Raw genomic sequence first — 25,756 nt, 5'->3', positions numbered from 1 at the left:
CGCGCATCTCCTTTCGTCATCCCGGCGAAGGCCGGGATCCAACGTTCCGCAAGCGCCGAAGCCATCGGTCATGCGGCACAGTGGATCCCGGCCTGCGCCGGGATGACGAAAAGGGAGGACGGTCCCCCTCTTCGTCACTCCCGCGGAGGCGGGAGTCCATAAACGCTGACCTTGATGATGGAAGCGCCGGCGTTGCGTGTATGGGGCCCCGCCTGCGCGGGGACGACGAACCCTATTGCTCGTCCTCTTCCGGCGGCCGGCGATCCTCTGGCGGGACCGGTTCTTCCTCGCGGCGGCGGCGGTCGTTGGGGCCGAAGCGGACCTGGCCGTCGGGGTCGACCGATACGTCGAAGCCGGGGCCTTCGACCCGCATCGGCCCTTCGTCGGGGATGCCGAGCACGTCCTGCACCGCGTCGATCGCATTGTCGATCGGTTCGGGTTCGGGGGCCGCCACCGGCACCGGATCGCGCAGGTTCAGCGCCTGTCGCATGAAATCGCGCCAGATGCGCGCGGGCAGGCCACCGCCCGCCAGCCCCGGATTGGTGCTGTTGTCGTCATTGCCGAGCCATACGCCCGCGACGATGCCGCCGGCATAGCCGACGAACAGCGCGTCGCGATTGTCCTGCGTCGTGCCGGTCTTGCCGAACGCCTCGACCGGCAGGTTGGCTGCGATGCCGGTGCCCGACCGGATCGACGCGGCGAGCAAGGTGCGCATCCCCTCCAGCTCCTCGCGCGACAGCGTCTTGCGGGTCGAGCGCAGCCGGTCGAGCCAGGTCGGTTCGTCCTGTTGCGCGAGGCCACGCGGAATGACCGGCGCTTCGCCGGCGGCGATCGCGGCATAGGCGCTGGTCAGTTCGAGCAGCGAGACGGTCGAGGTGCCGAGCGCGATCGAGGCTTCGTTGGCGATCGGTGTCGAGATGCCGAGGTCGCGGGCGGCACGGATCACGTTCTTGACGCCGACTTCCTTGGTCAGGCGCGCGGCGGCGACGTTGCTCGACCGCTGGAACGCGCGTTCGAGGGTGATCGCGCCGAGATAGCGGCCATCGCTGTTCTTGGGACTCCATTCGCCGATCGTGACCGGTTCGTCGAGCACCTGGCTCTGCGGGGTCAGGCCCGATCGCATGGCGGCAAGATAGACGAACAGCTTGAAGGTCGATCCCGGCTGACGCCGCGCCTGTACCGCGCGGTTGAACGGGCTGGCGCGATAATCCTTGCCGCCGACCATCGCGATCACGCGGCCGTCGGGCCGCATCGCGACGATCGCGACCTGGGTCTGGCGCAGACCGGCGTTGCGGACGGCGCGTTCGGCGGCGCGCTGCATCCGGACTTCGAGCGTGGTCGCGACCTTGCGGTCGGCACCGATGCCGCCCGCCCGGTCGCGCGCCTGCGGCAGCACCCAGTCGGCGAAATAGGTGCCCGATGGCAGCGTGCTGTTGTCGGTGACGCGCAGGATGGCGGGTTTGACGCGGCGCGCTTCGGACGGGGTCAGATAGCCGGCATCCTCCATCGCGCCGACCACGACCGCCTGCCGGGCGCGCGCACCCTTCAGATTGCCGGTGGGGGCAAGGCGCGAGGGTGCCTTGACCAGCCCGGCCAGCATCGCCGCCTGTCCGACGGTCAGATCCTTGGGCGCGCGGCTGAAATAATGGCGCGCGGCGGCGTCGAGGCCGTACGCATTGTCGCCGAAATAGGCGTTGGACAGATAGCGCGAGAGAATCTCGTCCTTGGTCAGCCATGCCTCCAGCCAGAAGGCGATCAGCACCTCGCGCAGCTTGCGCGCCGCCGTCCGGTCCGAATCGAGGAACGCGTTCTTGGCGAGCTGTTGCGTGATCGTGCTCGCGCCCTGTCGCACGCCGCCGGCCTGGGTATTGGTCCACATCGCGCGGACGATGCCGCGCGGGTCGATGCCCCAATGGGTGCGGAAGCGGCGGTCCTCGATCGCCATGAACGCTTCGGCGACATGCGCAGGCAACTTGGTCGCGTCGACCGGCTTGCCGATATTCGCGCCGCGCTCGGCGATCGGGGTCCCTTCGGCCGACAGCAGCGTGATCGACGGCGGGGCGGGCGGTTCGAGCGATTTCGACAGCGGCGCGGTGAACGCCAGCCACGCGATGGCGATGACCAGCAGGACGATGAGGATGCCGAAGCCGCGCATGACCCAGCGCAGCCACCAGCGAAGCGGGCGACCGCGGCGGGCGGTCTGCGGTGCGTCGGGGCCGGGCGGCGGGGGTGGCGGCGGACCACCCGCGCCGGGAAAGCTGCTATCATAGTCCGCCAGCGCATCGTCGAACGCAGCCAGCCGCCGCCGCCGTTCCAGTGCGTCCCCCGACAAGGGGGTCGTCAGGCGCCCGATCCGGCTGGGATCGATCGGGCCGGAGGGCGGGGACGGGGGATCGTAAGCCATGATACCGGCCGTGTATTACCGGTCTGATACAGCCGGGGCAAGCCGGATACGGTGGGGCGAGGGTGCGCTGTGCACCATTGCCGGAACCGCCGGGGCCTCCGCGCGCTAGGTGCCGGACAGCCAAGGAGAAACGGCGTGGACGACGATCGCATCTGGAATTTCGAGGAAAGCCTGTGGACCGCCGACGCTGCGCATTACGAGGAATCGATCGACGACGAATGCCTGATGGTGCTGCCGACGCCGCCGTTCGTCTTTACCGGCAAGCAGGCGATCGAGGCGGTCAAGGACACGCCGCGCTGGGAACAGGTGTCGCTGACCGAGCGGCAGGTCGCCCGGCCGCAGGAAGGGCTGATCGTCGTCGCGTACAAGGCGGAGGCGCATAAGGGCGGCGAGGCGTATCTGGCCTATTGCACGTCAACCTATCGCTGGATCGAACATGGCGTCTGGACCGTGGTCCAGCACCAGCAGACGCCGCCGCTGACGTCGAAGGGCGAGTAGGTCGCAGCCGTCGTCATTCCCGCGAAGGCGGGAATCCATAGCCGCTGCCGTTCGTGTTTCGATCGCTGCCGTTGCGCCTATGGGTCCCCGCCTGCGCGGGGATGACGACGGCGGTTGGTTTCATCGGTTTCGCTTCGGCGTCAGCCGCATCCCGCCTGTCGTTCGAGGTATGTCGAACGTCATCGGATCATGCCCTTCTGCCGGGTGGTGCACCTTCGACACGCGGCCTTCGTCCCGCATGCGGCGATCGGCCTCGTGCCAGTCGGGCAACGCGTCGTCGTCCTGCGTCCAATGGGCGATGCTGGCTTGATCGCACCAGCGCATCAGCTTCGGCATGGCGCGGCGATGCGCGCCCGAGGTCATGTAGGCGCGCATCGCCGCCGCATCGTCCCATGCGGTCATCGTCCAATAGGCGCGATCACGATCGGCGAGCAGCGCGCCGCCCCGATAGCCCGCCGCCCGCTTGACCTGCCGCATCGACAGCCATGTATCGATCAGGAACGCCGGCAGAAACCGCGCGGCGCGGATGCGCAGCCGGGTGATGCTGATGAAGGTCACGCGTCGAGCTCGACATCCCAATAGAGCCAGTCGTGCCATGTTTCGTGCAGATGGCCGGGTGGAAAGCGGCGGCCCTGTTCCTGCAACTGCCAGCTGGTCGGTCGGGTCGGCCGGACATGCAGCGGCATCGCCGCCTGTTTCGGAGTGCGCCCGCCCTTGCGCAGGTTGCACGGCGCGCAGGCAGTGGCGACGTTCTCCCACGTCGTCCGGCCGCCCTGTGCGCGGGGAATCACATGGTCGAAGGTGAGGTCATGCGTCGCGCCACAATATTGGCAGCTGAACCGGTCGCGTAGGAACAGGTTGAAGCGGGTGAAGGCCGGAAATTCGGACGGCTTCACATATTGTTTGAGCGCGATGACCGACGGCAATTTGATGCGCGCGGTCGGGCTGCACACTTCGCGGTCATATTGGGCGACGATGTCGACCCGGTCGAGAAACACGGCCTTTACCGCAGTCTGCCATGGCCAGACGCTGAGCGGATAATAGCTCAACGGCGTATAGTCCGCGTTGAGCACCAGCGCGGGACAGCCATCGGGATGGCGGAGGCGATCGGGATGGTACATGAAGTCCCCCTCGCGTAAACGTCGTCGCCGATATGATCGGCAACGATGACGGGCACATGACAGCACGGGGCAATGCCGAAAGTCAAACGGGCAGGGTCGTCACCCGCTTTGCGCCGAGTCCCACCGGGGCACTCCATGCCGGCCATGCACTGGCCGCGATCGAATCGCACGATCGCGCGCGCCGGGATGGCGGGCGGTGGCTGCTGCGGATCGAGGATATCGATGGCGGGCGCAGCCGGCCCGAGCATGTTGCGGGGATATTGGCCGATCTCGAATGGCTCGGGCTGCATTGCGACGGGGAGGTGGTGTTCCAGTCGGCGCGGATGGCGCTGTACCGCGCCGCGCTCGACCGGTTGCGGGCGCGTAAGCTGGTCTATCCCTGTTTCTGCACCCGCGCCGATATCGCGCGCGAAGTCGCGGCGAGCGCGTCGGCACCGCATGGGGTCGATGGCGTCGTCTATCCGGGGACGTGCCGGGCGATCCCTGCGGACGTCGCGGCGGCGCGGCTGGCCCAGCCGCATGCGTGGCGGATCGACACGACGCGGGCGGTTGCGCTGGCCGGGCCGCTCGACTGGGTCGATGAGCTTGCCGGGCGGGTCGTCGCCGATCCGCTGGCACAGGGCGACGTGGTGCTGGCGCGCAAGGACGCCGGGACCAGCTATCATCTGGCGGTCACGATCGACGATGCCGCGCAGGGCGTGACGCATGTCGTGCGTGGCATCGACCTGTTTGCGGCGACGCATGTCCACCGGCTGTTGCAGGCGCTGCTCGATCTGCCGGTGCCGGTGTGGCGGCACCATATGCTGCTGCTGGGTCCCGACGGGCAGCGGCTGGCCAAGCGCAACGGGGCGCCGACGCTGGCGGCGCTGCGTGAAGGCGGCATCGACGGGCGGGCGCTGGCCGACGATCTGCGCGAAGGGCGACTTCCCACTGGATTCGCGCTGGCGAATGCTTAGCTTGGACACATGAACACCTTTCTGGTCCTGTTGCTGATCGCGGCAATGATCGCGGTCGTCGTCGCGCTGATCCGCGGCATCGTGTCGTTCCTTGCCGAAGGAACCGCCACCGCGCGGGGCGAAGGGCCGAGCGAACAGGCGCTGAAATCGAACAAGATGATGCAGGCGCGGGTGTTGTTTCAGGCGATCGCAATTCTCATCGTCGTCGTCCTGCTGTTCCTGTCCGGGCGCACCTGACGCCGTGGTCAAGCTGAACAGGATCTACACCCGCACCGGCGATGCCGGGACCACCGGGCTGGTCGACGGATCGCGCGTTGCCAAGGACGCGGCGGTGATGCAGGCGATCGGCGATGTCGACGAGGCCAATTCGGCGATCGGCGTCGCGGCGGTCGCGCTGGGGGCCGGCGCGGAAGGCGCGCTGTTGCGCAGGGTGCAGAATGACCTGTTCGATTTCGGTGCGGACCTTGCCACGCCGCCGGGCATCGCCGGGGCGCTGCGCATCGTGCCGGGGCAGGTGACCGCACTGGAGGAAGCGATCGACCGGATGAACGCCGATCTGTCGCCGCTGACCAGCTTCATCCTGCCCGGCGGGACGGCGGCGGGCGCGGCGCTGCATCTGGCGCGGGCGATCGTCCGGCGGGCCGAACGAGCGGTGGTCACCGCTTCGTACGGAGCGGACCTAAACCATAATTTATTGTCTTATATCAATCGCTTGTCGGATTTTCTGTTCGTGTATGCCCGATGGGTGAACCAAAGCGGAGGCGGGGACGTTTTGTGGGTGCCAGGCGGGGATCACCAGCCGGCATAGGAGCTTTCGATGCGAGCGACACCGGTCAACCTGCCCGACCCGGCGCTCCTATCCCGATATGCCAAAGTCCGTGCGCTTACCGACGCGCTGACCGCGCCACTGTCCGACGCCGATGCGACCGTGCAGTCGATGGACGACGCGTCCCCCGCCAAATGGCACCTGGCGCACACCACATGGTTCTTCGAAACCTTTGTCCTGCGCGATCACGTGCCGGAATACACGCTGCACGACGAACGCTTCCCGTTCCTCTTCAATAGTTATTACGAAGCCGAGGGTCGGCGTCATGCGCGCGGACGGCGCGGCATGGTGACGCGCCCCAGCCTCGACGAAGTACGCGCCTATCGCGCGGCGGTCGATGCCGCACTGCTGACGGCGCTGCCCGATCTGCCCGACGAAGCGCAGCAACTGGTGGCGCTCGGCTGCAACCATGAAGAGCAGCATCAGGAATTGCTGCTGACCGATATCCTGCATCATTTCAGCGAAAACCCGCTGGAGCCGGCGATGTTCGCGCCCGAGCCGAAGCGCCCGGTGGCGATGCCGGCGCCGACCGGCTGGATCGAGCATGGCGGCGGCATCGCACAGGTCGGTCATGACGGCAGCGGGTTCGCGTTCGATTGCGAAGGGCCGCGCCACGACGTGCTGCTGCATGCCCATGCGATTGCCGACCGCACCGTCACCAATGGCGAATGGGCGGCGTTCATCGCCGATGGCGGCTATGTCGATGCACGGCTTTGGCTGGCCGATGGCTGGGCGTGGGTGCAGGCCAACCGGATCGAGGCACCGCTATATTGGGAGCGCAAGGGCGAGGTCTGGACCCGCTTTGGCCTCGACGGACGGCGCGCGATCGATCCGGCCGCGCCGGTTACGCATGTCAGCTTCTTTGAGGCCGACGCCTATGCGACGTGGGCCGGGGCACGACTGCCGACCGAGTTCGAATGGGAGGCGGCCGCCGCCGCTCATGACCCGGCGGGCGGCAACCAGCTGGACCATGCCCATGCCGTCGAACCGCGCCCGTCGACCGGCGGACCGGCCTTTTTCGGGGACGTGTGGCAATGGACCGGCAGCGCCTATCGCCCCTATCCGCGCTTTCGCACGGTCGAGGGCGCGGTCGGCGAATATAACGGCAAGTTCATGAGCGGGCAGTTCGTGTTGCGCGGGAGCTCGTGCGCCACGCCGCGTGGTCATGCGCGCGCCTCCTACCGCAATTTCTTCTACCCTCACCAGCGCTGGCAATTTACCGGCGTCCGGCTCGCAAAGGACCTGTGATGCTGCGTAGCGACGATGTGCCGATGGCGACCCGTGCCGATCCCGCCTTTCGTGCCGACGTACTGGCCGGGCTGACGCTCGGGCAAAAGGCGATTCCGGCGCGCTGGTTCTATGACCGCAAGGGGTCGGAACTGTTCGAGGACATTACCGCGCTGCCCGAATATTATCCGACGCGCGCGGAAACGGCGATCCTGAAGACGATCTGCCCTGAACTGGTCGGGGCGGTCGGCGAAGGCGTGGCGGTGGTCGAATTCGGATCGGGTTCGTCGGTCAAGACGCCGATCGTGCTCAACTGCATCGAACCCGCCGCCTATGTCCCGATCGATATTTCGGGCGATTTCCTGCGATCGTCGTCGGCGGTGCTTGCCAGCCAATTCCCCGGATTGCCGGTGCTGCCGGTCGAGGCCGATTTCATGCATCCAGTGCCGCTTCCCGCCGAGGTCGCGGACATGCCGAAGCTGGGATTCTTTCCGGGATCGACGATCGGCAATATGGAGCCGCTCGCCGCCGGCACGTTGCTGCGGGCGATGCGCGACTGGCTGGGCGAGGGGGCGATGCTGTTGATCGGCATCGACCGGATCAAGGACCAGAGCACGCTGGTCGCCGCCTATGACGACGCGGCGGGGGTGACGGCGGCGTTCAACCTGAACCTGCTCGACCGGATCAACCGCGAGCTGGCGGGGACGATCCCGGTCAAGGCGTTCGCGCACGAAGCCCGCTGGAACGACGATGCCGCCCGGATCGAGATGCATCTGCGCGCGACGCGCGACGTGTCCTTCACGGTCGATGGCCGTTCGTTCGCGATGCAGGCGGGCGAGACGATCCATACCGAGAACAGCCATAAATATGGCGACCGCGACGCCCGGCTTTTGCTACGCAGCGGCGGATGGGCTCCGGTACAACAATGGTGTGGCGACGGCACGTTCTGCGTGATCCTCGCCGAGGCAAGGGCAATGCCGATCGCGCCGTGATCCGCACGGTGATCCGCATCGTTGCGGCATTGCTGGCGATGCTGACGGTCGTCGCGCCGGCAACGGCCCGCGACCTGACGGTCATGAGCCTCAACATCCGGTTGCCGTCCCCCGACGACGGCGCGAACCGGTGGGAATTGCGCCGCGACCTGACCGCCGCGACGATCCGCCGCGCCGACCCGGACGTGATCGGGACGCAGGAACTGTTCGAACGGCAGGGGGACGATATCGTCGCGCGCCTGCCGCGCTATCGCTGGATCGGGGTCGGGCGCAGCGGCGCCGGAAGCCCCGATGACGAGCATATGGGCATCTTCTATCGCGCCGACCGGTTGCAGTTGGAACGCTGGGGCAATTTCTGGCTGTCCGATACGCCCGGAGTGCCGGGCAGCATCAGTTGGGGCCACCCGCTGCCGCGTATGGTGACATGGGCGGTGTTTCGCGAGAAGGACGGCACACGCTTCGCGATGTTCAACACGCATCTGCCCTATCGTGCCGAGGATGAGGCAGCGCGCGAGAAGGGCGCGGCGTTGCTGGCGGCGCAAATCCCGGCGATCGCCGGGGATTTGCCGGTGGTGGTGACCGGCGACTTCAACACCGTGCCCGACACCCCGACCTATCGCCGGATGGCGCAGGCGTTGCGCGATGCGTGGGTCGCGGCACCGGTACGGACCGGTCCCGAGGCGACGTTCCATGGCTTTACCGGCAAGCCCGATCGCCGCATCGACTGGATTTTCACGCGGGGGTTCGCGGTGAAGCGGGCGACGACGATCGATACGCGGCGGGGTGACGTGTTTCCGTCGGATCATTATCCGGTGGTGGTGACGTTGGTGCGGTAGGGGCTTCCGTTCGGGCCAGTTCACCCTCACCCTTCCGCGGGTGCGCCGCTCCCTCCTGTCTCAGCAGGAAAGGGTGTTCGTTAACGGATCAGCCGCGCGGTCCAGGTGCGGATATAGTCGATATTGCCACGGCATTGCTCCATCTCGCGCTGTTCGATCAGGCGGAAGCGGCTGCCGTCCCATGCGTAACGCTGCTTGACGCCACAGTCGCCGAGACCGCGCGCGAGCGCGTCGGCGGTGAGGATGCCGTCGGCAAAGACGGCATTGAAGACCAGCGACTGTTCGTCGGGCGCGTCGCCGGCCGGCGGCGCATCGAAGGTCGCCGGGACCGATGCCCCGCGCGTCACCACGGACAGCGCCGACAGCACGTTATAGGCACCGACCGTGCAGGGCACGATCGCCAGCGTCTGCCCGTCGCCGAGCGGCCTGGTCGTCGCGTCGGGCAGGTCGTCGGTATCGCACTTCGCCGCCGCCCGCATTTGCGTGACCAGCAACGGGTCGAGCAATGCCGCTTCGCCCCGGATCACCGGCGCGCGGACGCCTGGGAACGCGGGGGCGGGGCGGGTATCGGGACGGGGCCCCCTCGCGACCAGTGCGCCGGTGGTGCCGTCGCGCCCCTGTTGCGCGTCGATCCAGCGCAGGGCGGCGGCGGCCCCCTTCAGCGGGAGCGTGGCGAGCGCCCGGTCGGCGGCGTCGATAATGGTGACCGTGCCGCCATTCGCCAGTTTGCGGGCGAGGGCCAGGGCGGGTTCACCGGTCAGTTCGGTCGTATCGTCGTGCGCCGTCCCGCCGCGCGCGACTGCTTCTCCATCGACTTGGGCGGTGAGCGGCAAAGCGGGGGCTTCGCCGCGCAGGCGGATTGTGACGGTGCCATCGGGGCCGGCGGCGCGCTCGATCGACAGCGTCAGGGCCGGAGGGGCGCTGTCGTCGGGGACCAGCGATCCCGCCTGACAGGTCGCGCCATTGTCGCAGCCCGCTGCCCAGTCGCCGAAGGTCTTCAGCGGCAACGGCTTGGGCCGGGCGGCGGTGTCGGTCGGCGGCATTGGCGCGGCGACCGGCGACGCAGTCGGTTCGGGCGTCGGCGCGCCGGCATTGCAGGCGGGGAGCAGCAGCGGCAGGGCAAGGGGCAGGAAACGGCGCATGGGGCTGCGATACCGGCATGGACGGCTGACCGAAACCCGCTATTCCCGCGTTCAGGACGCGAAAGTCGTAACGAGAGGACGTTGAGGATGAAGACGATTGGCGTGATCGGCGCGGGCCAGATGGGGGCGGGGATCGCCCAGGTCGCGGCGCAGGCGGGCTATCGCGTGCTGCTGTCGGACGTATCGGCCGACCGCGCGCAGGCCGGCAAGGACGGCATCGCCAGGCAACTGGCGCGGGCGGTTGCCAAGGAAAAGATCGCACAGGACGATGCCGATGCCGCGCTCGGCCAGATCGAGCCGATCGGCGATCTGGCCGCGATGGGACCGTGCGATCTGGTGATCGAGGCGGCGACCGAGCGTGAAGCGGTCAAGCGGCAGATTTTCGAGAGCGTCGGCAAGGCGCTGTCGGACACGGCGATCCTCGCGAGCAACACGTCGTCGATCCCGATCACGCGGCTGGCACAGGCCGCGCCCGATCCAGCGCGGTTCATGGGCGTGCATTTCTTCAACCCGGTGCCGGTCATGGGGCTGATCGAGCTGATCCGCGGCCTTGCCACCAGCGACGCGACGGTCGCGGCGGTCGAGGCGTTCGGGCAGAGCCTGAACAAGCGGATCGTCCATGCCAACGACGCGCCGGGCTTCATCGTCAATCGCGTGCTGATGCCGATGCTGAACGAGGCGTGCTTCGAGCTGGGCGAGGGGGTGGCGACGATTTCGGATATCGATGCGGCGTGCCAGCTGGGCCTCAACCACCCGATGGGGCCGTTCACGCTGGCCGATTTCATCGGACTGGATACCTGTCTGGAAATCACGCGCGTGCTGTTCGAGGGGACCGGCGATCCCAAGTTCCGGCCCGCGCCGCTGCTGGTCAAATATGTCGAGGCCGGTTGGTACGGGCGGAAGGTGAAGCGCGGCTTCTACGACTATTCGGGCGAGGAGCCGGTGCCGACGAGGTAAAGGACGCTTGACGTAAAGCGAGCTTGTCATGTAAAGCGTCCTTCACAATAATGGAGGACGCCGACATGTCGATGTTGCCCGAAATGAAGCGCTATACGGCGCGCTTGATGATCACGATGACGTTGTACGCCGTGACGCTAGTCGGTGTGAACCTCTGGTTCCGCTACGCCCCGCCGAGCGGACCGCTCGCCTATGTCGCGGCGGTGCTGCCGGCGCTGCCAATCGCGTTTGTGTTTGTGGTGATCGGTCGGCTGCTGGTCGAGATGCGCGACGAATATCTGCGCGCGCAGATGGTCCGGGATCAACTGATCGCGACCGGAGTCACGCTGTCGATCACGACGGCGATGGGATTTCTCGAAGGGTTCGGGCTGATCGGCCATGTACGGGGCTATTATGCCGCGACGATCTGGTTCGGCGCGCTGGGCATCGCGGCATGCGCGCGGGGCGTCGCGGGATGGCGGGAACGCGCGCGTGGATAACCACCTGAAGGCGCTGCGCGCCGAGCGGGGCTGGTCGCAACAGCATCTGGCCGAGCGACTCGACGTATCGCGGCAGAGCGTCAACGCGATCGAGACAGGCCGCTACGACCCGTCGCTGCCGCTGGCCTTCCGGATCGCCGAACTTTTCGGGCTGCCGATCGAGGCGGTCTTCGTCAGCCCGAGCCGGGATTAGATGAAGGTGCCCTGCGTCGCGCGACCGATGGCCGGCAGGACGATGCCCTGCAGGATGCCGATCAGCACCAGCACCACGAACGGCGCGAAGTCGAGCGCGCCGAAATCGGGAAGAATCTTCCGGATCGGGCGATAGACCGGCTCGGTCGCGGTCATCAGCCCGCGATACAGCGAGCGGATGAAGTCGTTATGGGTGTTGATGACGTTGAACGAGATCAGGATCGACAGGATCGCCTGCACGACGATGATCCACCACAGAACGTTCAGCAGCACCTGAATGATATCGAGCAGGACGTTCAACGCTTGGCCTTTCGCGAATGGTTCTCGACTATAGGGACGCGCGCGCCCGGCTCCAAGCCTTCAGCGGTCGGATCGCGGCGCGATCCGGTCCCGTTTCAGGCGCGGACCAGCGTTCCTGCACCCTGTTCGGTAAAGATTTCAAGCAGCATGGCGTGCGGCACGCGCCCGTCGAGGATGACAGCGGCATCGACGCCCTGCGCGACCGCGTTGACGCAGGTCTCGACCTTCGGGATCATGCCGCCCTTGATCGTGCCGTCAGCCTTCAGTTCGGCGATGCGGGCGGGGTTGAGGTCGCTCAGCAGTTCGCCGGTCTTGTCGAGCACGCCCGCGACATCGGTCAGCAGGAAGAAGCGCGACGCGCCCATCGCGCCCGCAATGGCCCCGGCCATGGTGTCGGCGTTGATGTTGTAGGTCTCGCCATCGGCCCCAAGCGCGACCGGTGCGACGACCGGGATGAACCCGTCGCGCGCGAGGCTGTGGAGGATGGTCGGGTCGACCGCGACCGGCGTGCCGACGAAGCCCAGATCGACATGGCGTTCGATCCCCTGCGACCGATCGGGTTCGCTGCGCCCGACCTTTTCGGCGGTGACCAACCGGGCGTCCTTGCCGGAAATGCCGACCGCCTTGCCGCCGGCCTGCGCGATCCACGCGACGATTTCCTTGTTGATCTTGCCCGCCAGCACCATTTCCGCGACCTCGGCGGTCGCCGCATCGGTGACCCGCAGGCCGTCAACGAAGCGTGATTCGACGCCGAGCCGCTTGAGCATCGCCCCGATCTGCGGGCCGCCGCCATGGACGACGACCGGATTGATGCCGACCTGCTTGAGGAGCACCACGTCCTCGGCAAAATCGCGCGCCAGTTCGGGATCGCCCATCGCGTGTCCGCCATATTTCACCACGAAGGTGCGCCCGGCATACCGTTGCAGATACGGCAGCGCCTCGGTCAGCGTTTCCGCCTTGGCGAGCATCTTCGGATCGGGAGCGTGGGTCATGACCGCGCCTTTAGCGGGGTCGTGCGGAAGAGGGAAGAAGTTGGGTTCACGCGGAGGCGCGGAGGAGGAAGAGGATTTTCGCGCAAAGGGCGCAAAGGGCGCAAAGGGGGCGTGGAGCGGGTTGGGTCGGCCTGTGCGGCGAAGCCTCTTCTCGACCTGCGTCTGATGAAGGAGAGCCGCTATCGCGGCGAGCGCGACCCCTTCACGTTCTTTGTGCCTCTGCGCGAAACCAAAACCACTTCTTCGCGTCTCCGCGCCTTCGCGTGAAACCGAATCCTGCTTACCTCGCCCGATCCAGCCGTCGTCCCAAAGCGACGAACGCGTAGATCAGCGGCGGGACTAGGACGATCGACAACGTGACCTTGGCCAGCATCTGCCCGACGACCAGCTGCCCGATCGGAAATACGCCGTAAAAGGCGACCGAGATGAAGATCAGGGTGTCGACGATCTGCGACAGGACGCTGGCGACCGCCGCGCGCAGCCAGAGCAGCTTGCCCTGCCCGCGCTTCAGCCAGCCGAAGATGGTGACGTTCAGCGTCTGCGACACGCCGTACGCGACGATGCCCGCCATCCAGATGCGCAGGTTGGAACGCATGACGAGGTCGAAGGCGGCGAGCCGGTCGGCCTCCATGCTGGGGGCGGCGGGCAGTTCGAGGACGATCGCGACCAGCAGCATCGACGCCAGCAGCGGCAGGAACCCGAACCAGACCAGATGCTTCGCGCGCGACGCGCCGTACAGTTCGGCGACCGCGCTGGACACCACGACCAGCAGCAGGAAGGCGAAGATGCCTGCCTCCACCGCCAGCGGGCCGATCGCGACCTGTTTGTTGCCGAGCACGCCGGCGATGCAGACCATGCCGCCGTAGAAGATCGAAAAGATGAACAGCGCGCGGGGCATGGTGATCGTCGCCGGCGCGGGCATTGCAGCTATCGTCGTTGCAGGTGTCGTCATGGCCCTTGCTAGTCCCGAAAACCGCCGATGGCAAAAGCGTTTGTCACCGCTGGCCCCCGCGACACCGGCATGGCATATCGCGACGGTTTGGGGCCGTCCGGGCGGGCGGCGGGGCAGGGTACTTCGCTTACATGACACGTTTCCTCATCGGCATCGCCGGCATCGTCGTGATCCTCGGCATCGCCTTTGCGTTATCGACCAACCGCCGCGCGATCCGGTTGCGCGTGGTCGGCGCGGCGTTCGCGTTGCAGGCAGGGATCGCGGTACTGGTGCTCTACACGCCATGGGGGAAGGGCGTGCTGGGGTTCCTGTCGGGGGGCGTCGCCAACCTGCTCGCCTATGCCAATGCCGGCACGTCGTTCCTGTTCGGCCCGCTGGCGCGTCCGGAAATCGGCGGGACGAGCTTCGCCATCGCCGCCTTGCCGGTCATCATCTTCTTCGCGTCGCTGGTGTCGATCCTCTATTATCTCGGCATCATGCAGCTGGTGGTTCGCTGGATCGGTGGCGGCATCGAAAAGGTGATCGGCGTCAGCAAGGTCGAATCGCTGTGCGCTGCCGCCAATATCTTCGTCGGACAGAGCGAATCGCCGCTGGTGATCAGGCCCTATTTGGCGGGGCTGACCCCGGCGCAGTTGTTCACGGTGATGACCAGCGGCATGGCCGGCGTCGCCGGCACGATTTTGGCGGCGTACGCATCGATGGGCATCCGCATCGATTTCCTGCTGGCGGCCAGCTTCATGGCGGCGCCGGGCGGCATCCTGATGGCCAAGATCATCATGCCCGACACGCCCGAGCCACCTGCCGGAGAATTGCCGCTGGGCGATGCCGACCGGATCGGGCGCGAGGCGGATTCGATCGCGCTGGCAGAGGCGACGCATGACGAGGAACGTCCGGCCAACATCATCATGGCGGCGGCACAGGGTGCGCAGACCGGCGTGAAGCTGGCGGTGGCGGTCGGCGCGATGGTGCTGGCGTTCGTCGCGCTGGTGGCGCTGGCCAACGGCCTGCTCGGCGGGATCGGCAACTGGTTCGGGATCGCCGACCTCAGCTTCCAGCGGTTGCTCGGCTATGTCTTCGCGCCGCTGATGTTCCTGCTGAACGTGCCGTGGAACGAAGCAGGGATCGCGGGCGGGTTGTTCGGGCAGAAGGTCGTGCTGAACGAATTCGTCGCCTATATCTCGCTCGGGGAAGCCGGCGGACAATTGTCGACGCGGACGATCGCGATCATCACTTTCGCCCTGTGTGGCTTCGCCAACTTCTCGTCGATCGCGATCCAGATGGCGGTGACCGGTAGCCTCGCCCCCAATCAGCGGCCGATGATCGCGCGGCTGGGCATCCGCGCGCTGATCGCGGGCAGTCTGGCGAACCTCATGTCGGCGGCGCTGGCGGGGCTGTTACTGGCTTGAAAATGCGGCGGTGACCCGCCCCGTCAACCGTCTGTTTACGCCATTTCAATACGGGTGCTCGTCCATGCCGGACACGGCGTGCGACTTGGGTGACGGGGATGGCCATGAACGACGGACTGATCGATCAGCGGGTACTGACGCAGACGCGGGGGGAACTGGGCGCGAATTTCATCCGCATTCTCGGATACTTCCGTGAGGATGGGCTGAAGTCGCTGCTGGCGATCGAACAGGCGATGCGCGAACAGAATGCGGTGGCGATGGTCCTGCCGGCGCATACGCTGAAGGGTGAGTCGCGGCAGTTCGGCGCGGAGACGCTGGCCGATATGGCGGAGGGCATCGAGCTGATCGCCCGCAAATGCGTCGAGACGCATGACAAGCCGACCGAGGCGCTGGAGCATGTCGCGCGGCTGCGCCCGACGTTTCAGGCGACGCTGGCGTCGCTAGACCGCGACAGCAACCCGCTGGCGCAGCGCAAGTCGACCGGGTTCGGCAAGCGGCCGGTCGCGCTGTAAGAACGGCGTTTCCGACCGTCCGTTGTTTCGAAAAAGCCGACCGCGACGATGCGCGGCCGGCCATCGGCGTTACAGCCCGTGCTTGTCGTATTCCGACTTGGCGTTGAGCTGAATGTAGTTCTGGATGCCCATCCGCTCGATCATCTCGAACTGGGTTTCGAGCGTGTCGACATGCTCTTCCTCGTTCATCAGGATTTCCGCGAACAGATCGCGGCTGACGAAATCGCGGATGCTTTCGCAATAGGCGACCGCTTCGCGCAGCTGCGCGACCGCTTCGACCTCGATCGCGAGATCGGCCTTGAGGATCTCCTCGACCGTTTCACCGACGCGCAGGCGACCGAGCAGCTGGAAGTTGGGCAGGCCGTCGAGGAACAGGATGCGCTCCGCCAGACGGTCGGCATGCTTCATCTCGTCGATCGATTCGTGGCGTTCGAACTGGGCGAGCTTGTAGACGCCCCAATGGTCGAGCAGGCGATAATGCAGCCAATACTGGTTGACCGCGGTCAGCTCGTTGCGGAGCGCCTCGTTGAGAAATTCGATGACCTTTGCGTCGCCCTTCACGTCGTTCGTCCTTATCCTGTGATGGACGGCGTCTACGCGGTTTGACGCGACAGGGACAGCATCAACGTGGCTGATTTCCGCCGATTTCGATAGCTGCGAACGCTACGCAGCCGCGCGCTCCGCGTCGATAATGGCTCGCGCGAACGGCACGCATTGACCGCATTTCGCCTGACATCCCAGCGCGCGATACGCCTGGCAGGCGCTGTTCGCGCCGCCGCGCGCAGCCTCGCGCACATCGCGTTCCCGAATGGCATTGCAGACGCATACGACCATGTTCGACCCTCGCTCCGTTGGGTCGGTTCATACTGGTAGTGAAAATCGTTCGCAACAATTATTGCGGATCATTCGCATCAATTCGTCGTGTTCAGGTCGTCGACGAACTGTGTATCGGTTGCCATTGCCGGCGTGCGAGTGACCGCCACAGCCATTCGAACGGCCCGTAGCGACAGCGGGCCAGCCACCATGGCGACCAGAGCAGCATCGCGGCGCACATCGCGAACACCGGTAGATAGAGCGACGCGCGCGACCAGTGGCCGAACTGGCCGAGGCCCCATCCGTAGAAGACGAAACACATGACGATGCTGGTGGCGAGATAGTTGCTGAGCGCCATCCGCCCGGCAGCGGCGAATCGGCGCGCGATGGGACCGCCGCCGGCGGCCAGCAGCACGATCGTGGCCGCCCAGCCGGGGATCATGATCGCGCGGACCGGGGTGGCCAGCGCGATCGGCCCGGCGACGATGGCCAGCACGTCGAGGTCGCGCGACGCCATCCAGACCGCGATCGCCCCATAGCCGAGCAGGCCGATGCCCGTCCCGCCGATCGCCCATCGCCACAGCCGGCGACGCGACCAGCGGCCGTCGAGCATCCCGCTGCGCAGCGCAGCCATGCCGAACAGCATATAGGCAATGGTTTCGAAGCCGATGATCAGCGTGTTGCTGAGGCTTTCGGCGATCTCCGCCAGATTGTGGGCGAGGATTCCGGCATAGCTTCCCCGGTACACGGCAAACTCCCGTGCAAGGACGGCGGGGGCGGGGACGCCGAACGCGTCCTGGAAATCGCGCAGGTTCTGCACGGCCTTCGCGCCATCACTCGCCCGTATCGACAGATAGGCGAGCGGGATCGAGCCCATGAGCAGCGCATCGATCAGCGCGAAGGCGATACCGAACGCTAGCAGCCGTCCGGGGCCGAGCGAGCGGAACGCATAGGCAGCCGACCCGATCAACGCATAATGGGCGAGGATGTCGCCACGCCAGAGCAGGGCGGCATGGGTGAGGCCGAGTACGAACAACCAGCCCATACGCGCGTAGTGAACCGCCGCCGGATCGCGCCCGGCGGCCTCCGCCCGGTCGGTGACCAGCAGCAGCGACGCGCCGAACAGGAACGAGAACAGTCCGCGCATCTTGCCGTCGAACAGGATCAGTACGGCGTAATAGGCGACGCGGTCGGCCGCGCCGTTCAGGCCATAGGCGCGCGGGCTGATATAAGCCGCTTCGGGCAGGGCGAAGGCGAGGATGTTGAGGAACAGGATCCCCATGACGGCGACGCCCCGGACCGTATCGATCGTCGCGATACGGCCCATGGGCGTCGGTTCAGGCAAGGGCGGCGTCGCCGTTCATCAGTGCCGGGAAAAAGCCTTCATGCGCCTTGCGCAGATCGTCGAGCGCGACGGCGAAATCGCCATCGGTCAGTTCGAAGATGATGCGGCTGCCGATCGTCCGGCCGATCGGTTCGGCATCGACCCCGGCCTTTTCCGCGCCCTGCAGGAATTCGAGCAGCGCATGGTCGTGGACGGTGACGATATAGACGCCCTGATCCTCGGCAAAGAGCGAGCGGGCGATGTCGTCGAACGGCAGCTTGCGGTCGAGGATCGCGCCGACATTGCCGGCCAGCGCCATTTCGGCGACCGTTACCGCAAGGCCGCCGTCGCTGACGTCGTGGCAGGCGGTGATCTTGCCCGACAGGATCGCGCGGCGGATATAGCCGCCGGTGCTGCGTTCGGCGTCGAGATCGACCGGCGGCGGCGGGCCTTCCTCACGGCCGTGCAGTTCGCGCAGCCAGAGCGACTGGCCGAGCGGCCCGGTGCGGTCGCCGACGCGCAGAATGATGTCGCCGGTCTGCTTGAAGGCGATCGTCGCCGACTTCTCCCAATCGGCCAGCAGCCCGACGCCGCCGATCGCCGGGGTCGGCAGGATCGCCGAGCCGCCGCCGGTCGCTTTCGATTCATTGTAGAGCGAGACGTTGCCCGACACGATCGGGAAGTCGAGCGCGCGGCAGGCTTCGCTCATCCCGTCGAGGCAGCCGACGATCTGGCCCATGATCTCGGGCCGCTGCGGATTGGCGAAGTTCAGGCAGTTGGTAACCGCCAGCGGCGTCGCGCCGACGGCGGTCAGGTTGCGATACGCCTCGGCGATCGCCTGTTTTCCGCCCTCGACCGGGTCGGCGAAGCAATAGCGCGGGGTGCAGTCGGTGGTCATCGCCAGCGCCTTCTGCGTCCCATGCACCCGCACCACCGCCGCATCGCCGCCGGGGCGCTGCACGGTGTTCGCACCGACCATGTGGTCGTACTGTTCCCAGATCCAGCGGCGGCTGGCGATGTCGGGCGATCCCATCAGCTTTAGCAGGTCGGCGGCCGGATCGGTGCATTCGGGGACGTCGGTCAGCTCGGCGGGCTTGGGCGTGGCGACATGCGGCCGATCGTAGAGCGGGGCATCGTCGGCCAGCGGCGCCAGCGGAATGTCGGCGACGACGTCCCCCTGCCATTTCAGCACCATGCGGCCGGTGTCGGTGACGTGACCGATGACCGCGAAGTCGAGCTCCCATTTGTCGAAGATCGCGCGCGCGAAATCCTCGCGGCCGGGCTTGAGCACCATGAGCATCCGCTCCTGGCTTTCCGACAGCATCATTTCGTACGGGGTCATGCCGCGCTCACGCTGCGGCACGTCGTCCATGACCAGTTCGATGCCGACCCCGCCCTTCGACGCCATCTCGACCGAGGAGGAGGTGAGGCCCGCGGCGCCCATGTCCTGAATTGCGACGATCGCGTCGGAGGCCATGAGTTCGAGGCACGCCTCGATCAGCAGCTTTTCGGTGAAGGGGTCGCCGACCTGCACGGTCGGGCGCTTCTCCTCGGCATCCTCGCCGAAGTCCGCCGAGGCCATGGTCGCGCCGTGGATACCGTCGCGGCCGGTCTTCGACCCGACATAGACGATCGGATTGCCGACGCCCGATGCCGCCGAATAGAAGATCTTGTCGGTGTCGGCGATGCCGACGGTCATCGCGTTGACGAGAATGTTGCCGTCATAGGCGGGGTGGAAATTCACTTCGCCGCCGACGGTCGGCACGCCGACGCAGTTGCCGTAGCCGCCGATGCCGTGGACCACGCCCGCGATCAGGTGGCGCATCTTGGGATGATCGGGCCGGCCGAAGCGCAGCGCGTTGAGGTTCGCGATCGGCCGGGCACCCATGGTGAACACGTCGCGCAGGATGCCGCCGACGCCGGTCGCCGCCCCCTGATAGGGTTCGATATAGGACGGGTGGTTGTGGCTCTCCATCTTGAAGATCGCCGCCTGTCCGTCGCCGATATCGATCACGCCGGCATTCTCACCCGGACCGCAAATGACCTGACGGCCGGTCGTCGGCAGCTTTTTCAGATGGATGCGGCTGGATTTATAGCTGCAATGTTCCGACCACATGACCGAGAAGATGCCAAGCTCGGTGAGGTTCGGCTCACGGCCCATCGCGTGCAGGACACGCGCATATTCTTCGGGGCTCAGGCCGTGTTCGGCGACGATCTCGGACGTGATCTGGGTCATGGGCGTGCCTCTAGCGTGCGCGCGCAGGCGGTGCCAGCCGGTTTGTGATCGTTGCCGATGTGTTTCCGGTGGTTCTGCTGCGTTGCAAAATAGGTACAGGCGAAGAACAATTATGATCGGCTGGATTTAATCCGCTTCGATTAACCCGTTTGCTGTGGGAACCTTGCATAGCGCTAGACGTCGGTGATCCGCATCGCCGGTCGCTGGCGTAGCAGGGCGTCATGCCGAGCAAGGGAGAATCTGAATGGTTTCGAAGTTTCTGACGGCAATCGCGGCAACCACGCTGGTCGCAGCCCCGGTCGCCGCCAACGCCGCATCGAACGCGCAGTCGCTGTCGGTTGCGAATTCGGTCCGTGCGTCGGCCCCGACCAAGGGTGGCCAGAAGCTGGCCGGCGGCGGCATCGTGTTCGCACTGCTGGCAGCCGCGATCGTCGCCGGCGGCGTCATCATCGCCACCGACGACAATTCGGACAGCAACTAAGTCCGGTTGCGGGGCGGGGGCCAGTGTCGGTCCCCGCTTCGGTTTTCAGTTTGTACCTTGCCCGTCAGCGCGGTCCAGCACTGCGGAGCGACGTTCTCCGATTTTGGTAACAAGGTCGTCGCAGAACAGTCCGCCCATCATGACAAAGAATGCGGTGTCGAGAGTCGGCGTTGCCATTCCCGACCACCAGCGCCACGCCACTATCGCGAGCGGAACAAGCGCGACGATCCCTATCGCTTGCCGTAAGCGGATCGGAACCTCATAGCGAAGCGCGATGAGCGACAGCAGGGCGATCGCCCATGTCGATCCGGCCAGCACCCACAGCATCAAGCGGTCTCCTGACCGGAAGACGAGCGGCTCAAACTTTCCGCTTCTTCCACGCCTGCCACAGCATCATGCCAAGCAACGTGCCGCCGGCGACGGTGCCGCCGACCGCGACCGCCGTCATCACCGGCGACAGCGTATCGTCGGCGCGGTGGAGATGCGGGCGGTGCTTCTTCAGCTTCTTGAGCAGCGGCGTGCGCTGCGACAACCCTTCGAACATCTCGCCCGGACCTTCGGGATCGAGGATCTTGTTGTCCGCCAGCCATTCGGTGACCGCGCCGAGGTCCGGCACTTCATAGGGGCGTAGCGAGCGGCCTTCGCCGCGAAGTTCCTCGATGGTCGCGATCAGCGAGCCGGTACGCTCCAGCGTGGCCTCGATCGTCTTGCAATCGGTGCAAAGATGCTCGGCCAGCAACGAGTCGCGAATGCCGGCGATGGTACGCCGTTCGTCGGCATTGACATGGCGGGTGGCATCGATGGTCACGTCGCATTCGGTGTCGAGGCGCAGCGAACGGTTGTTGAAGTTCGACGAGCCGACGCGCAGCAGCTGGTCGTCGATCACCGTCACCTTGGCATGGACATAGATGGCGGTGCCGCCGGCGGTGAAGGGGTGGTAGATGCGCAGCCGGTCGTGGCGGTCGCGTTCCTTCAACGCCTGAAAGATGCGGGCGCGCGCCGAATCCATCGCGACCGGTTCGAGCCAGCCCTCCGCCGTGGTCGGGTTGACGATCACGACTTCGGGGCCGTCGGCTTCGTCCAGCCGCCTCGCGATCGCCTCGGCGACCTTGCGCGAGGCGAAATACTGGCTTTCGGCGTAGATGAAGCGTTCGGCGCGGGCGATCAGGTCGAGATAGAGCGTCTCGATCTCGTGCACCGGTTCCTGTTCGGCCATTTCGGGGATGGTACGGGCGATGGCGACGTCGATTTCGGTGAAGTCGGCGTCCAGCCCGGTCGGCCAGCAATCGCCGGTACCGGTCGGGGCGGGCAGGACCTCGCCCCCCGACACTGCCCAGCGGCGGCGGCACATGTCGCCAAGGGCGGCCGCGACCGGCCCTTCCAGCGCCGTCGTGACGTCGTGCCATGGTTGGTAGGGCGTGCCATCGGGTTCGAGACGACGGGGATCGTTGTCGAGGTGTTCGCGCGTGTCCCAACGATCGACGGTCATGTCGATCCCGCCGCAAAAGGCGACGCTGTCGTCGATGACCACGACCTTTTGATGATGCGATCCGGCGATCGGGTGATGCCCGTCGAGGCGGAGATGGACCTGCGGATCGCCGATCCATTTGGCGATCCGTACCAGCGTGCGGCCGTGGAACAGCGTCTTGATCGCGCCGGTGTCCCAGCGCAAAATATGGACCTGTAGCCCCGGCGTGCGGCGCACCAGCCAACTGATGAATTCGCCGACCTTGTCGGGGCCTTCGCTCTCCGGATCGGTCTTGAACCGGATGCGCGCATCGAAGTCCCAGCCGATCAGCATGATCTGCTTCCTGGCCTTCAGCATCGCGTCGCGGGCATGGGTGAAATAATTGTCGGCATCGACCAGCACGGTCGCGCGGGTCGCGCGCTCGATCCGCCAGCAGTTACGACCGGGTTCGAGCGGAGGAGTATGACGTGCCATATGCCCGCCATGGCATCCTATCGTGACGGTTCCAAGGGTTAGCGGCGCGTGACGTGGCCAAAGGTCACAAAGGTCACACTCGCGCGCGGTTTGTGGCGCGCGTGTCGGACACCGGTTGGGACGGGCGGCGGGCGGACGATGGGAAAGAGCGGGAGGGCGATGCTGGCAGGGCGGCGGCGTGTAGGAAAGGGCGGATGCGGGCGCGCTCGCCTTCGCGGGAATGACGATGCGGGGCGTCGATCTGTCGTCACCCCGGGCCAAGCCCGGGTGACGGGATGGGGAGGTGGTTACAGGATTTCGTGCACCCGTTCCGGCGGACGGGCGAGGACGCTGCCCCTGGACGTTTCGACGATCGGGCGTTCGATCAGGATGGGGTGCTCGGCCATCGCGTCGAGAATGGCGGCGTCGGTGGCGTTCTTCAGCGGTCTGGCTTCGGTTTCGCCGGTGCGCAGGGCCTCGCGTGGGGTGAGGTTGGCGCGGTTGAACAGGTCGGCCAGTTCTGCGCGGGTCGGCGGGGTTTTCAGATATTCGATGACGGTGACGTCGGCGCCGGCTTCGGTCAGGAGCGTCAGAGCCGCGCGGGACTTCGAGCAGCGGGGGTTGTGGTAGATCGTGGCTTTCATGATTTCCTCCCCGGTACGGGGAGGGGGACCGTCGGCGTAGCCGGTGGTAGAGGGCGATGTCCGCGTCCACCACGGTTGCGTTTGGGGCCATCCCCCTCCACCATTCTGCGGATGGTCCCCCTCCCCGCGGGCGGGGAGGATCTTACGTCAGTCGTTCTTTGCCAGCCATTCCTCGAGCCATTTGATCGTATAGTCGCCCTGCTGGAATTCGGGGTCGTCTAGCAGCGCCTGATGCAGCGGAATGGTGGTCTTCATCCCCTCGATCACGAATTCCTCCAGTGCGCGGCGCAGGCGCATCAGGCAGCGTTCGCGGGTGGTGCCATAGACGATCAGCTTGGCGATCATGCTGTCGTAATAGGGCGGTACCTTGTAGCCCGCATACAGTCCGCTATCGACGCGGACGTGCATCCCGCCGGGGGCATGGAAATGCTTCACCGTGCCGGGCGACGGCGCGAAGGTGCGCGGGTCCTCGGCATTGATGCGGCATTCGATCGCGTGGCCGGTGAAGCGGATCTGCTCCTGCCGACAGGTCAGGCCGTGCCCTTCGGCGACGCGGATCTGTTCGCGGACGAGGTCTAGGCCGGTGATCATTTCGGTCACCGGATGTTCAACCTGCAGGCGGGTGTTCATTTCGATGAAATAGAACTCGCCGTCCTCCCACAGGAATTCGATCGTGCCCGCGCCGCGATAGCCCATATCGGCCATCGCCTTTGCACAGATGCCGCCCATGCGCTCGCGGTCGGCCTGTCCGAGCACGGGCGAGGGCGCTTCCTCGAGCACCTTCTGGTGGCGGCGTTGCAGCGAACAGTCGCGCTCGCCCAGATGAATGGCGTGGCCGTTGCCGTCGCCGAACACCTGGAACTCGATATGGCGCGGGTTGCCGAGATATTTCTCCATATAGACGGTGGCGTCGCCGAACGCCGCCTTCGCCTCGCTGCCCGCCTGCTGCATCAGCGTTTCGAGCTGGTCCTCGGATGCGCAGACCTTCATGCCGCGCCCGCCGCCGCCCGATGCGGCCTTGATGATGACCGGATAGCCGATCGACGCGGCGATCGCCTTGGCCTCGTCGACGTCCGCGATCGGGCCGTCGGAGCCGGGGACGAGGGGGAGGCCGAGCTTGCCGGCGGTCCGCTTCGCCTCCACCTTGTCGCCCATCACCCGGATATGTTCGGGCTTGGGACCGACGAAGATCAGATTATGCAGCTCGACGATCTCGGCGAACTTGGCGTTTTCCGACAGGAAGCCATAGCCCGGATGGATCGCGTCCGCGCCGCTGATCTCGGCGGCCGAGATGATGTTGGGGATGTTGAGATAGCTGTCGGTCGCCGCCGGCGGGCCGATGCAGATGGCTTCGTCGGCGAGGCGCACGTGCATCGCATCGGCATCGGCGGTCGAATGGACCGCGACCGTCCTGATGCCCATTTCATGGCACGCGCGGTGGATGCGGAGCGCGATCTCGCCACGGTTGGCGATCAGCAGTTTCTTGATTTCGGGCATGTTATTCCACGACCACCAGCGGCTGGTCGAATTCGACCGGCTGGCCGTTCGACACGAGGATCTGCGTCACGGTGCCGGCGGCGGGGGCGACGATCGGGTTCATGACCTTCATCGCTTCGATGATGACCAGCGTGTCCCCGGCCGCGACCTTTTGCCCGACCGCGATGAACGGCTTCGCATCGGGATTGGCGGCGAGATAGACGGTGCCGACCATCGGCGAGGTCACCGGCGGCACGGCGCTGACCGGCGCGACGGCGGCAGCGGCCTCGATCGTGGTCGTCGCGGCGCTGGCAAGCTGCGGCGCGGGTTGCGAGGCATAGGCCGGGGCGTAGGTCGCCTGTGCGACCGGCGCATGCTTGCGCACCACGCGGACCTTGCGCGCGCCGTCCTCCACCTCGACCTCGGTCAGGTCGGTTTCGTCGAGCACCTGCGCCAGCGCACGGACGAGGTCGATGTCGACGCGCATCGCGTGGCTGGTGAACGGCGTTCCTTCGCCCTGATTGTCGTCTGCCATGGTAACCCCCAATGGTATCGCTGAGTATAAAAAACCGCGCCCTTGTCAGATGCGGGCGGCCGCTTCAAGCGCGACCAGATAGGAGAGCGCGCCGAACCCGGCCACCGTGCCGCGTGCGGCGCGGCCGACGAAGCTGACGTGGCGAAAGTCCTCGCGGGTATGCGGATTCGACAGATGGACCTCGATCACCGGGGTCTTCACCGCCTTGATCGCGTCGTGGAGCGCGATCGACGTATGGGTATAGGCACCGGCGTTGAGCAGCACCGCCTTTGCCCCGTCCGCCTGCGCCTCGTGCAGCCAGTCGACCAGATGGCCTTCGTGGTTCGACTGGCGAAGGTCGATGGCGAGGCCCAGTTCGCGGGCGCGATCCTCCAGCATCCCGGCGATGTCGTCGAGCGTGTCCGACCCGTAGATGTCGGGTTCGCGCAGGCCCAGCAGGTTCAGGTTCGGGCCGTTGAGGACGAAGACGGTGGCGGGCGTCGGTGCGGGCACGGGCGGGCAGGCTTTCGGTTGCGGGCGCTTGGTCGCGGTCCC

General features: G+C 66.3%; 30 protein-coding genes. 13 read left to right on the top strand and 17 right to left on the bottom strand.

Translation table 11 applies throughout. The annotated features are described in order from the left end of the window. Positions 1–232: 232 nt before the first annotated feature. Complete coding sequence (locus tag ASE90_RS04885; RefSeq protein ID WP_082449421.1) at positions 233–2,404, bottom strand: transglycosylase domain-containing protein; 2,172 nt, start codon at positions 2,402–2,404, stop codon at positions 233–235. Between the two features lie 135 nt (positions 2,405–2,539). Between ASE90_RS04885 and ASE90_RS04880 the strand changes: the two genes are divergently transcribed. Further along, positions 2,540–2,902, top strand: a complete 363-nt coding sequence (locus ASE90_RS04880; protein ID WP_055996634.1) for a hypothetical protein — start codon at positions 2,540–2,542, stop codon at positions 2,900–2,902. A gap of 120 nt (positions 2,903–3,022) precedes the next feature. Here the strand turns inward: ASE90_RS04880 and ASE90_RS04875 are convergent, their stop codons facing one another. Together ASE90_RS04875 and ASE90_RS04870 are read right to left on the bottom strand one after the other, a co-directional pair. Beyond that, a complete protein-coding gene (locus tag ASE90_RS04875) occupies positions 3,023–3,460 on the bottom strand; it encodes a DUF3291 domain-containing protein (protein WP_156361412.1) in 438 nt (145 codons plus the stop codon). Beyond that, the gene (locus ASE90_RS04870; protein WP_055996628.1) at positions 3,457–4,023 is read right to left on the bottom strand and encodes an HNH endonuclease; all 567 of its coding nucleotides are present in this window, start codon (positions 4,021–4,023) and stop codon (positions 3,457–3,459) included. The genes ASE90_RS04875 and ASE90_RS04870 overlap by 4 nt, the downstream gene beginning before the upstream one ends. Positions 4,024–4,079: 56 nt before the next feature. On the opposite strand from ASE90_RS04870, the gene gluQRS reads away from it, so the two are divergent. Genes gluQRS through ASE90_RS04840 form a run of 6 tightly spaced genes read left to right on the top strand, consistent with a single transcriptional unit; the run spans position 4,080 to position 8,860 of the window. Continuing rightward, positions 4,080–4,979, top strand: a complete 900-nt coding sequence (gene gluQRS / locus ASE90_RS04865) for a tRNA glutamyl-Q(34) synthetase GluQRS (RefSeq protein WP_055997348.1) — start codon at positions 4,080–4,082, stop codon at positions 4,977–4,979. Positions 4,980–4,988: 9 nt separating this feature from the next. Further along, complete coding sequence (locus tag ASE90_RS04860) at positions 4,989–5,216, top strand: twin transmembrane helix small protein (protein WP_055996626.1); 228 nt, start codon at positions 4,989–4,991, stop codon at positions 5,214–5,216. A 4-nt stretch (positions 5,217–5,220) separates the two neighbouring features. After that, positions 5,221–5,787, top strand: a complete 567-nt coding sequence (locus tag ASE90_RS04855; protein ID WP_055996622.1) for a cob(I)yrinic acid a,c-diamide adenosyltransferase — start codon at positions 5,221–5,223, stop codon at positions 5,785–5,787. A 9-nt stretch (positions 5,788–5,796) separates the two neighbouring features. After that, positions 5,797–7,053, top strand: a complete 1,257-nt coding sequence (gene egtB, locus ASE90_RS04850) for an ergothioneine biosynthesis protein EgtB (RefSeq protein WP_055996619.1) — start codon at positions 5,797–5,799, stop codon at positions 7,051–7,053. After that, positions 7,053–8,024 (top strand): L-histidine N(alpha)-methyltransferase, encoded by a 972-nt coding sequence (gene egtD / locus ASE90_RS04845; RefSeq protein ID WP_055996616.1) that lies wholly within the window; start codon positions 7,053–7,055, stop codon positions 8,022–8,024. Before egtB ends, egtD begins: the two co-directional genes overlap by 1 nt. After that, positions 8,021–8,860, top strand: coding sequence for an endonuclease/exonuclease/phosphatase family protein (locus tag ASE90_RS04840; RefSeq protein WP_235531651.1), 840 nt, complete (start codon positions 8,021–8,023; stop codon positions 8,858–8,860). The genes egtD and ASE90_RS04840 overlap by 4 nt, the downstream gene beginning before the upstream one ends. 80 nt (positions 8,861–8,940) lie before the next feature. Here ASE90_RS04840 and ASE90_RS04835 read toward each other — a convergent pair whose 3' ends face one another. After that, positions 8,941–10,002, bottom strand: coding sequence for a DUF1176 domain-containing protein (locus ASE90_RS04835; protein ID WP_055996613.1), 1,062 nt, complete (start codon positions 10,000–10,002; stop codon positions 8,941–8,943). 87 nt (positions 10,003–10,089) lie between these two features. Here ASE90_RS04835 and ASE90_RS04830 point away from each other — a divergent pair, with 87 nt between their 5' ends. From ASE90_RS04830 to ASE90_RS04820, 3 genes are all read left to right on the top strand, one after another. Further along, positions 10,090–10,959 carry a 3-hydroxyacyl-CoA dehydrogenase NAD-binding domain-containing protein gene (locus tag ASE90_RS04830; protein ID WP_055996611.1) on the top strand — a complete coding sequence of 290 codons (870 nt, stop codon included), beginning with the start codon at positions 10,090–10,092 and terminating at the stop codon, positions 10,957–10,959. A 65-nt stretch (positions 10,960–11,024) separates the two neighbouring features. After that, complete coding sequence (locus ASE90_RS04825; RefSeq protein WP_055997342.1) at positions 11,025–11,438, top strand: hypothetical protein; 414 nt, start codon at positions 11,025–11,027, stop codon at positions 11,436–11,438. After that, the gene (locus tag ASE90_RS04820) at positions 11,431–11,631 is read left to right on the top strand and encodes a helix-turn-helix transcriptional regulator (RefSeq protein ID WP_055996608.1); all 201 of its coding nucleotides are present in this window, start codon (positions 11,431–11,433) and stop codon (positions 11,629–11,631) included. The genes ASE90_RS04825 and ASE90_RS04820 overlap by 8 nt, the downstream gene beginning before the upstream one ends. Here ASE90_RS04820 and ASE90_RS04815 read toward each other — a convergent pair. From ASE90_RS04815 to ASE90_RS04805, 3 genes are all read right to left on the bottom strand, one after another. Then, on the bottom strand, positions 11,628–11,930 hold the full coding sequence (locus tag ASE90_RS04815; RefSeq protein WP_055996605.1) for a YggT family protein: 303 nt from the start codon (positions 11,928–11,930) through the stop codon (positions 11,628–11,630). The two genes, ASE90_RS04820 and ASE90_RS04815, sit on opposite strands and share 4 nt — an antisense overlap. Positions 11,931–12,025: 95 nt before the next feature. Then, a complete protein-coding gene (gene argB / locus ASE90_RS04810; RefSeq protein WP_055996602.1) occupies positions 12,026–12,922 on the bottom strand; it encodes an acetylglutamate kinase in 897 nt (298 codons plus the stop codon). A 280-nt stretch (positions 12,923–13,202) separates the two neighbouring features. Next, positions 13,203–13,853, bottom strand: coding sequence for a queuosine precursor transporter (locus tag ASE90_RS04805; protein WP_055997339.1), 651 nt, complete (start codon positions 13,851–13,853; stop codon positions 13,203–13,205). Between the two features lie 152 nt (positions 13,854–14,005). Here ASE90_RS04805 and ASE90_RS04800 point away from each other — a divergent pair, with 152 nt between their 5' ends. Both ASE90_RS04800 and ASE90_RS04795 read left to right on the top strand, forming a co-directional pair. Beyond that, the gene (locus ASE90_RS04800) at positions 14,006–15,280 is read left to right on the top strand and encodes a NupC/NupG family nucleoside CNT transporter (protein WP_055996599.1); all 1,275 of its coding nucleotides are present in this window, start codon (positions 14,006–14,008) and stop codon (positions 15,278–15,280) included. 104 nt (positions 15,281–15,384) lie between these two features. Continuing rightward, the gene (locus ASE90_RS04795; RefSeq protein WP_235531650.1) at positions 15,385–15,792 is read left to right on the top strand and encodes an Hpt domain-containing protein; all 408 of its coding nucleotides are present in this window, start codon (positions 15,385–15,387) and stop codon (positions 15,790–15,792) included. Between the two features lie 69 nt (positions 15,793–15,861). On the opposite strand, the gene bfr is transcribed toward ASE90_RS04795, so the two are convergent. From bfr to purL, 4 genes are all read right to left on the bottom strand, one after another. Beyond that, positions 15,862–16,353 carry a bacterioferritin gene (gene bfr, locus ASE90_RS04790; protein WP_055996593.1) on the bottom strand — a complete coding sequence of 164 codons (492 nt, stop codon included), beginning with the start codon at positions 16,351–16,353 and terminating at the stop codon, positions 15,862–15,864. A 102-nt stretch (positions 16,354–16,455) separates the two neighbouring features. After that, positions 16,456–16,626: a bacterioferritin-associated ferredoxin gene (locus tag ASE90_RS04785; RefSeq protein ID WP_055996590.1), complete on the bottom strand. Its 171-nt coding sequence runs from the start codon at positions 16,624–16,626 to the stop codon at positions 16,456–16,458. A gap of 91 nt (positions 16,627–16,717) precedes the next feature. Beyond that, positions 16,718–17,932 carry a DUF418 domain-containing protein gene (locus ASE90_RS04780; RefSeq protein ID WP_055996587.1) on the bottom strand — a complete coding sequence of 405 codons (1,215 nt, stop codon included), beginning with the start codon at positions 17,930–17,932 and terminating at the stop codon, positions 16,718–16,720. Positions 17,933–17,942: 10 nt separating this feature from the next. Next, entirely contained in the window at positions 17,943–20,165 is a 2,223-nt protein-coding gene (gene purL, locus ASE90_RS04775; RefSeq protein ID WP_055996584.1) for a phosphoribosylformylglycinamidine synthase subunit PurL, read from the bottom strand. Between the two features lie 244 nt (positions 20,166–20,409). Here purL and ASE90_RS04770 point away from each other — a divergent pair, with 244 nt between their 5' ends. Further along, positions 20,410–20,646 (top strand): hypothetical protein, encoded by a 237-nt coding sequence (locus ASE90_RS04770; protein ID WP_055996581.1) that lies wholly within the window; start codon positions 20,410–20,412, stop codon positions 20,644–20,646. Between the two features lie 45 nt (positions 20,647–20,691). Here ASE90_RS04770 and ASE90_RS04765 read toward each other — a convergent pair whose 3' ends face one another. From ASE90_RS04765 to aroQ, 6 genes are all read right to left on the bottom strand, one after another. Continuing rightward, positions 20,692–20,976 carry a hypothetical protein gene (locus tag ASE90_RS04765; RefSeq protein ID WP_156361410.1) on the bottom strand — a complete coding sequence of 95 codons (285 nt, stop codon included), beginning with the start codon at positions 20,974–20,976 and terminating at the stop codon, positions 20,692–20,694. Positions 20,977–21,004: 28 nt separating this feature from the next. Continuing rightward, on the bottom strand, positions 21,005–22,588 hold the full coding sequence (locus tag ASE90_RS04760) for a phospholipase D-like domain-containing protein (protein ID WP_055996575.1): 1,584 nt from the start codon (positions 22,586–22,588) through the stop codon (positions 21,005–21,007). 287 nt (positions 22,589–22,875) lie between these two features. Continuing rightward, positions 22,876–23,211: an arsenate reductase (glutaredoxin) gene (gene arsC, locus ASE90_RS04755; RefSeq protein ID WP_055996572.1), complete on the bottom strand. Its 336-nt coding sequence runs from the start codon at positions 23,209–23,211 to the stop codon at positions 22,876–22,878. 147 nt (positions 23,212–23,358) lie between these two features. Beyond that, a complete protein-coding gene (gene accC / locus ASE90_RS04750) occupies positions 23,359–24,708 on the bottom strand; it encodes an acetyl-CoA carboxylase biotin carboxylase subunit (RefSeq protein WP_055996569.1) in 1,350 nt (449 codons plus the stop codon). A gap of 1 nt (position 24,709) precedes the next feature. Beyond that, complete coding sequence (gene accB, locus ASE90_RS04745; protein WP_055996566.1) at positions 24,710–25,222, bottom strand: acetyl-CoA carboxylase biotin carboxyl carrier protein; 513 nt, start codon at positions 25,220–25,222, stop codon at positions 24,710–24,712. Positions 25,223–25,267: 45 nt separating this feature from the next. Next, positions 25,268–25,714 carry a type II 3-dehydroquinate dehydratase gene (gene aroQ / locus ASE90_RS04740; RefSeq protein WP_055996563.1) on the bottom strand — a complete coding sequence of 149 codons (447 nt, stop codon included), beginning with the start codon at positions 25,712–25,714 and terminating at the stop codon, positions 25,268–25,270. Positions 25,715–25,756: the final 42 nt, after the last annotated feature.

Origin of the sequence: Sphingomonas sp. Leaf67 (assembly GCF_001421965.1) — a bacterium.
Lineage (GTDB): Bacteria > Pseudomonadota > Alphaproteobacteria > Sphingomonadales > Sphingomonadaceae > Sphingomonas.
Note: the sequence above shows the minus strand (reverse complement) of the source record. Positions and strands in the feature narration are given on the sequence as shown.

Excerpts from the sequence above, each read along its gene's own strand:
- ASE90_RS04885 (WP_082449421.1), bottom strand. The coding sequence starts at position 2,404 with ATGGCTTACGATCCCCCGTCCCCGCCCTCCGGCCCGATCGATCCCAGC.
- ASE90_RS04870 (WP_055996628.1), bottom strand. The coding sequence starts at position 4,023 with ATGTACCATCCCGATCGCCTCCGCCATCCCGATGGCTGTCCCGCGCTG.
- gluQRS (WP_055997348.1), top strand. The coding sequence starts at position 4,080 with ATGACAGCACGGGGCAATGCCGAAAGTCAAACGGGCAGGGTCGTCACC.
- ASE90_RS04860 (WP_055996626.1), top strand. The coding sequence starts at position 4,989 with ATGAACACCTTTCTGGTCCTGTTGCTGATCGCGGCAATGATCGCGGTC.
- egtB (WP_055996619.1), top strand. The coding sequence starts at position 5,797 with ATGCGAGCGACACCGGTCAACCTGCCCGACCCGGCGCTCCTATCCCGA.
- egtD (WP_055996616.1), top strand. The coding sequence starts at position 7,053 with ATGCTGCGTAGCGACGATGTGCCGATGGCGACCCGTGCCGATCCCGCC.
- ASE90_RS04835 (WP_055996613.1), bottom strand. The coding sequence starts at position 10,002 with ATGCGCCGTTTCCTGCCCCTTGCCCTGCCGCTGCTGCTCCCCGCCTGC.
- ASE90_RS04830 (WP_055996611.1), top strand. The coding sequence starts at position 10,090 with ATGAAGACGATTGGCGTGATCGGCGCGGGCCAGATGGGGGCGGGGATC.
- ASE90_RS04825 (WP_055997342.1), top strand. The coding sequence starts at position 11,025 with ATGTCGATGTTGCCCGAAATGAAGCGCTATACGGCGCGCTTGATGATC.
- argB (WP_055996602.1), bottom strand. The coding sequence starts at position 12,922 with ATGACCCACGCTCCCGATCCGAAGATGCTCGCCAAGGCGGAAACGCTG.
- ASE90_RS04800 (WP_055996599.1), top strand. The coding sequence starts at position 14,006 with ATGACACGTTTCCTCATCGGCATCGCCGGCATCGTCGTGATCCTCGGC.
- ASE90_RS04795 (WP_235531650.1), top strand. The coding sequence starts at position 15,385 with ATGAACGACGGACTGATCGATCAGCGGGTACTGACGCAGACGCGGGGG.
- ASE90_RS04785 (WP_055996590.1), bottom strand. The coding sequence starts at position 16,626 with ATGGTCGTATGCGTCTGCAATGCCATTCGGGAACGCGATGTGCGCGAG.
- ASE90_RS04780 (WP_055996587.1), bottom strand. The coding sequence starts at position 17,932 with ATGGGCCGTATCGCGACGATCGATACGGTCCGGGGCGTCGCCGTCATG.
- purL (WP_055996584.1), bottom strand. The coding sequence starts at position 20,165 with ATGACCCAGATCACGTCCGAGATCGTCGCCGAACACGGCCTGAGCCCC.
- ASE90_RS04770 (WP_055996581.1), top strand. The coding sequence starts at position 20,410 with ATGGTTTCGAAGTTTCTGACGGCAATCGCGGCAACCACGCTGGTCGCA.
- ASE90_RS04760 (WP_055996575.1), bottom strand. The coding sequence starts at position 22,588 with ATGGCACGTCATACTCCTCCGCTCGAACCCGGTCGTAACTGCTGGCGG.
- arsC (WP_055996572.1), bottom strand. The coding sequence starts at position 23,211 with ATGAAAGCCACGATCTACCACAACCCCCGCTGCTCGAAGTCCCGCGCG.
- accC (WP_055996569.1), bottom strand. The coding sequence starts at position 24,708 with ATGCCCGAAATCAAGAAACTGCTGATCGCCAACCGTGGCGAGATCGCG.
- accB (WP_055996566.1), bottom strand. The coding sequence starts at position 25,222 with ATGGCAGACGACAATCAGGGCGAAGGAACGCCGTTCACCAGCCACGCG.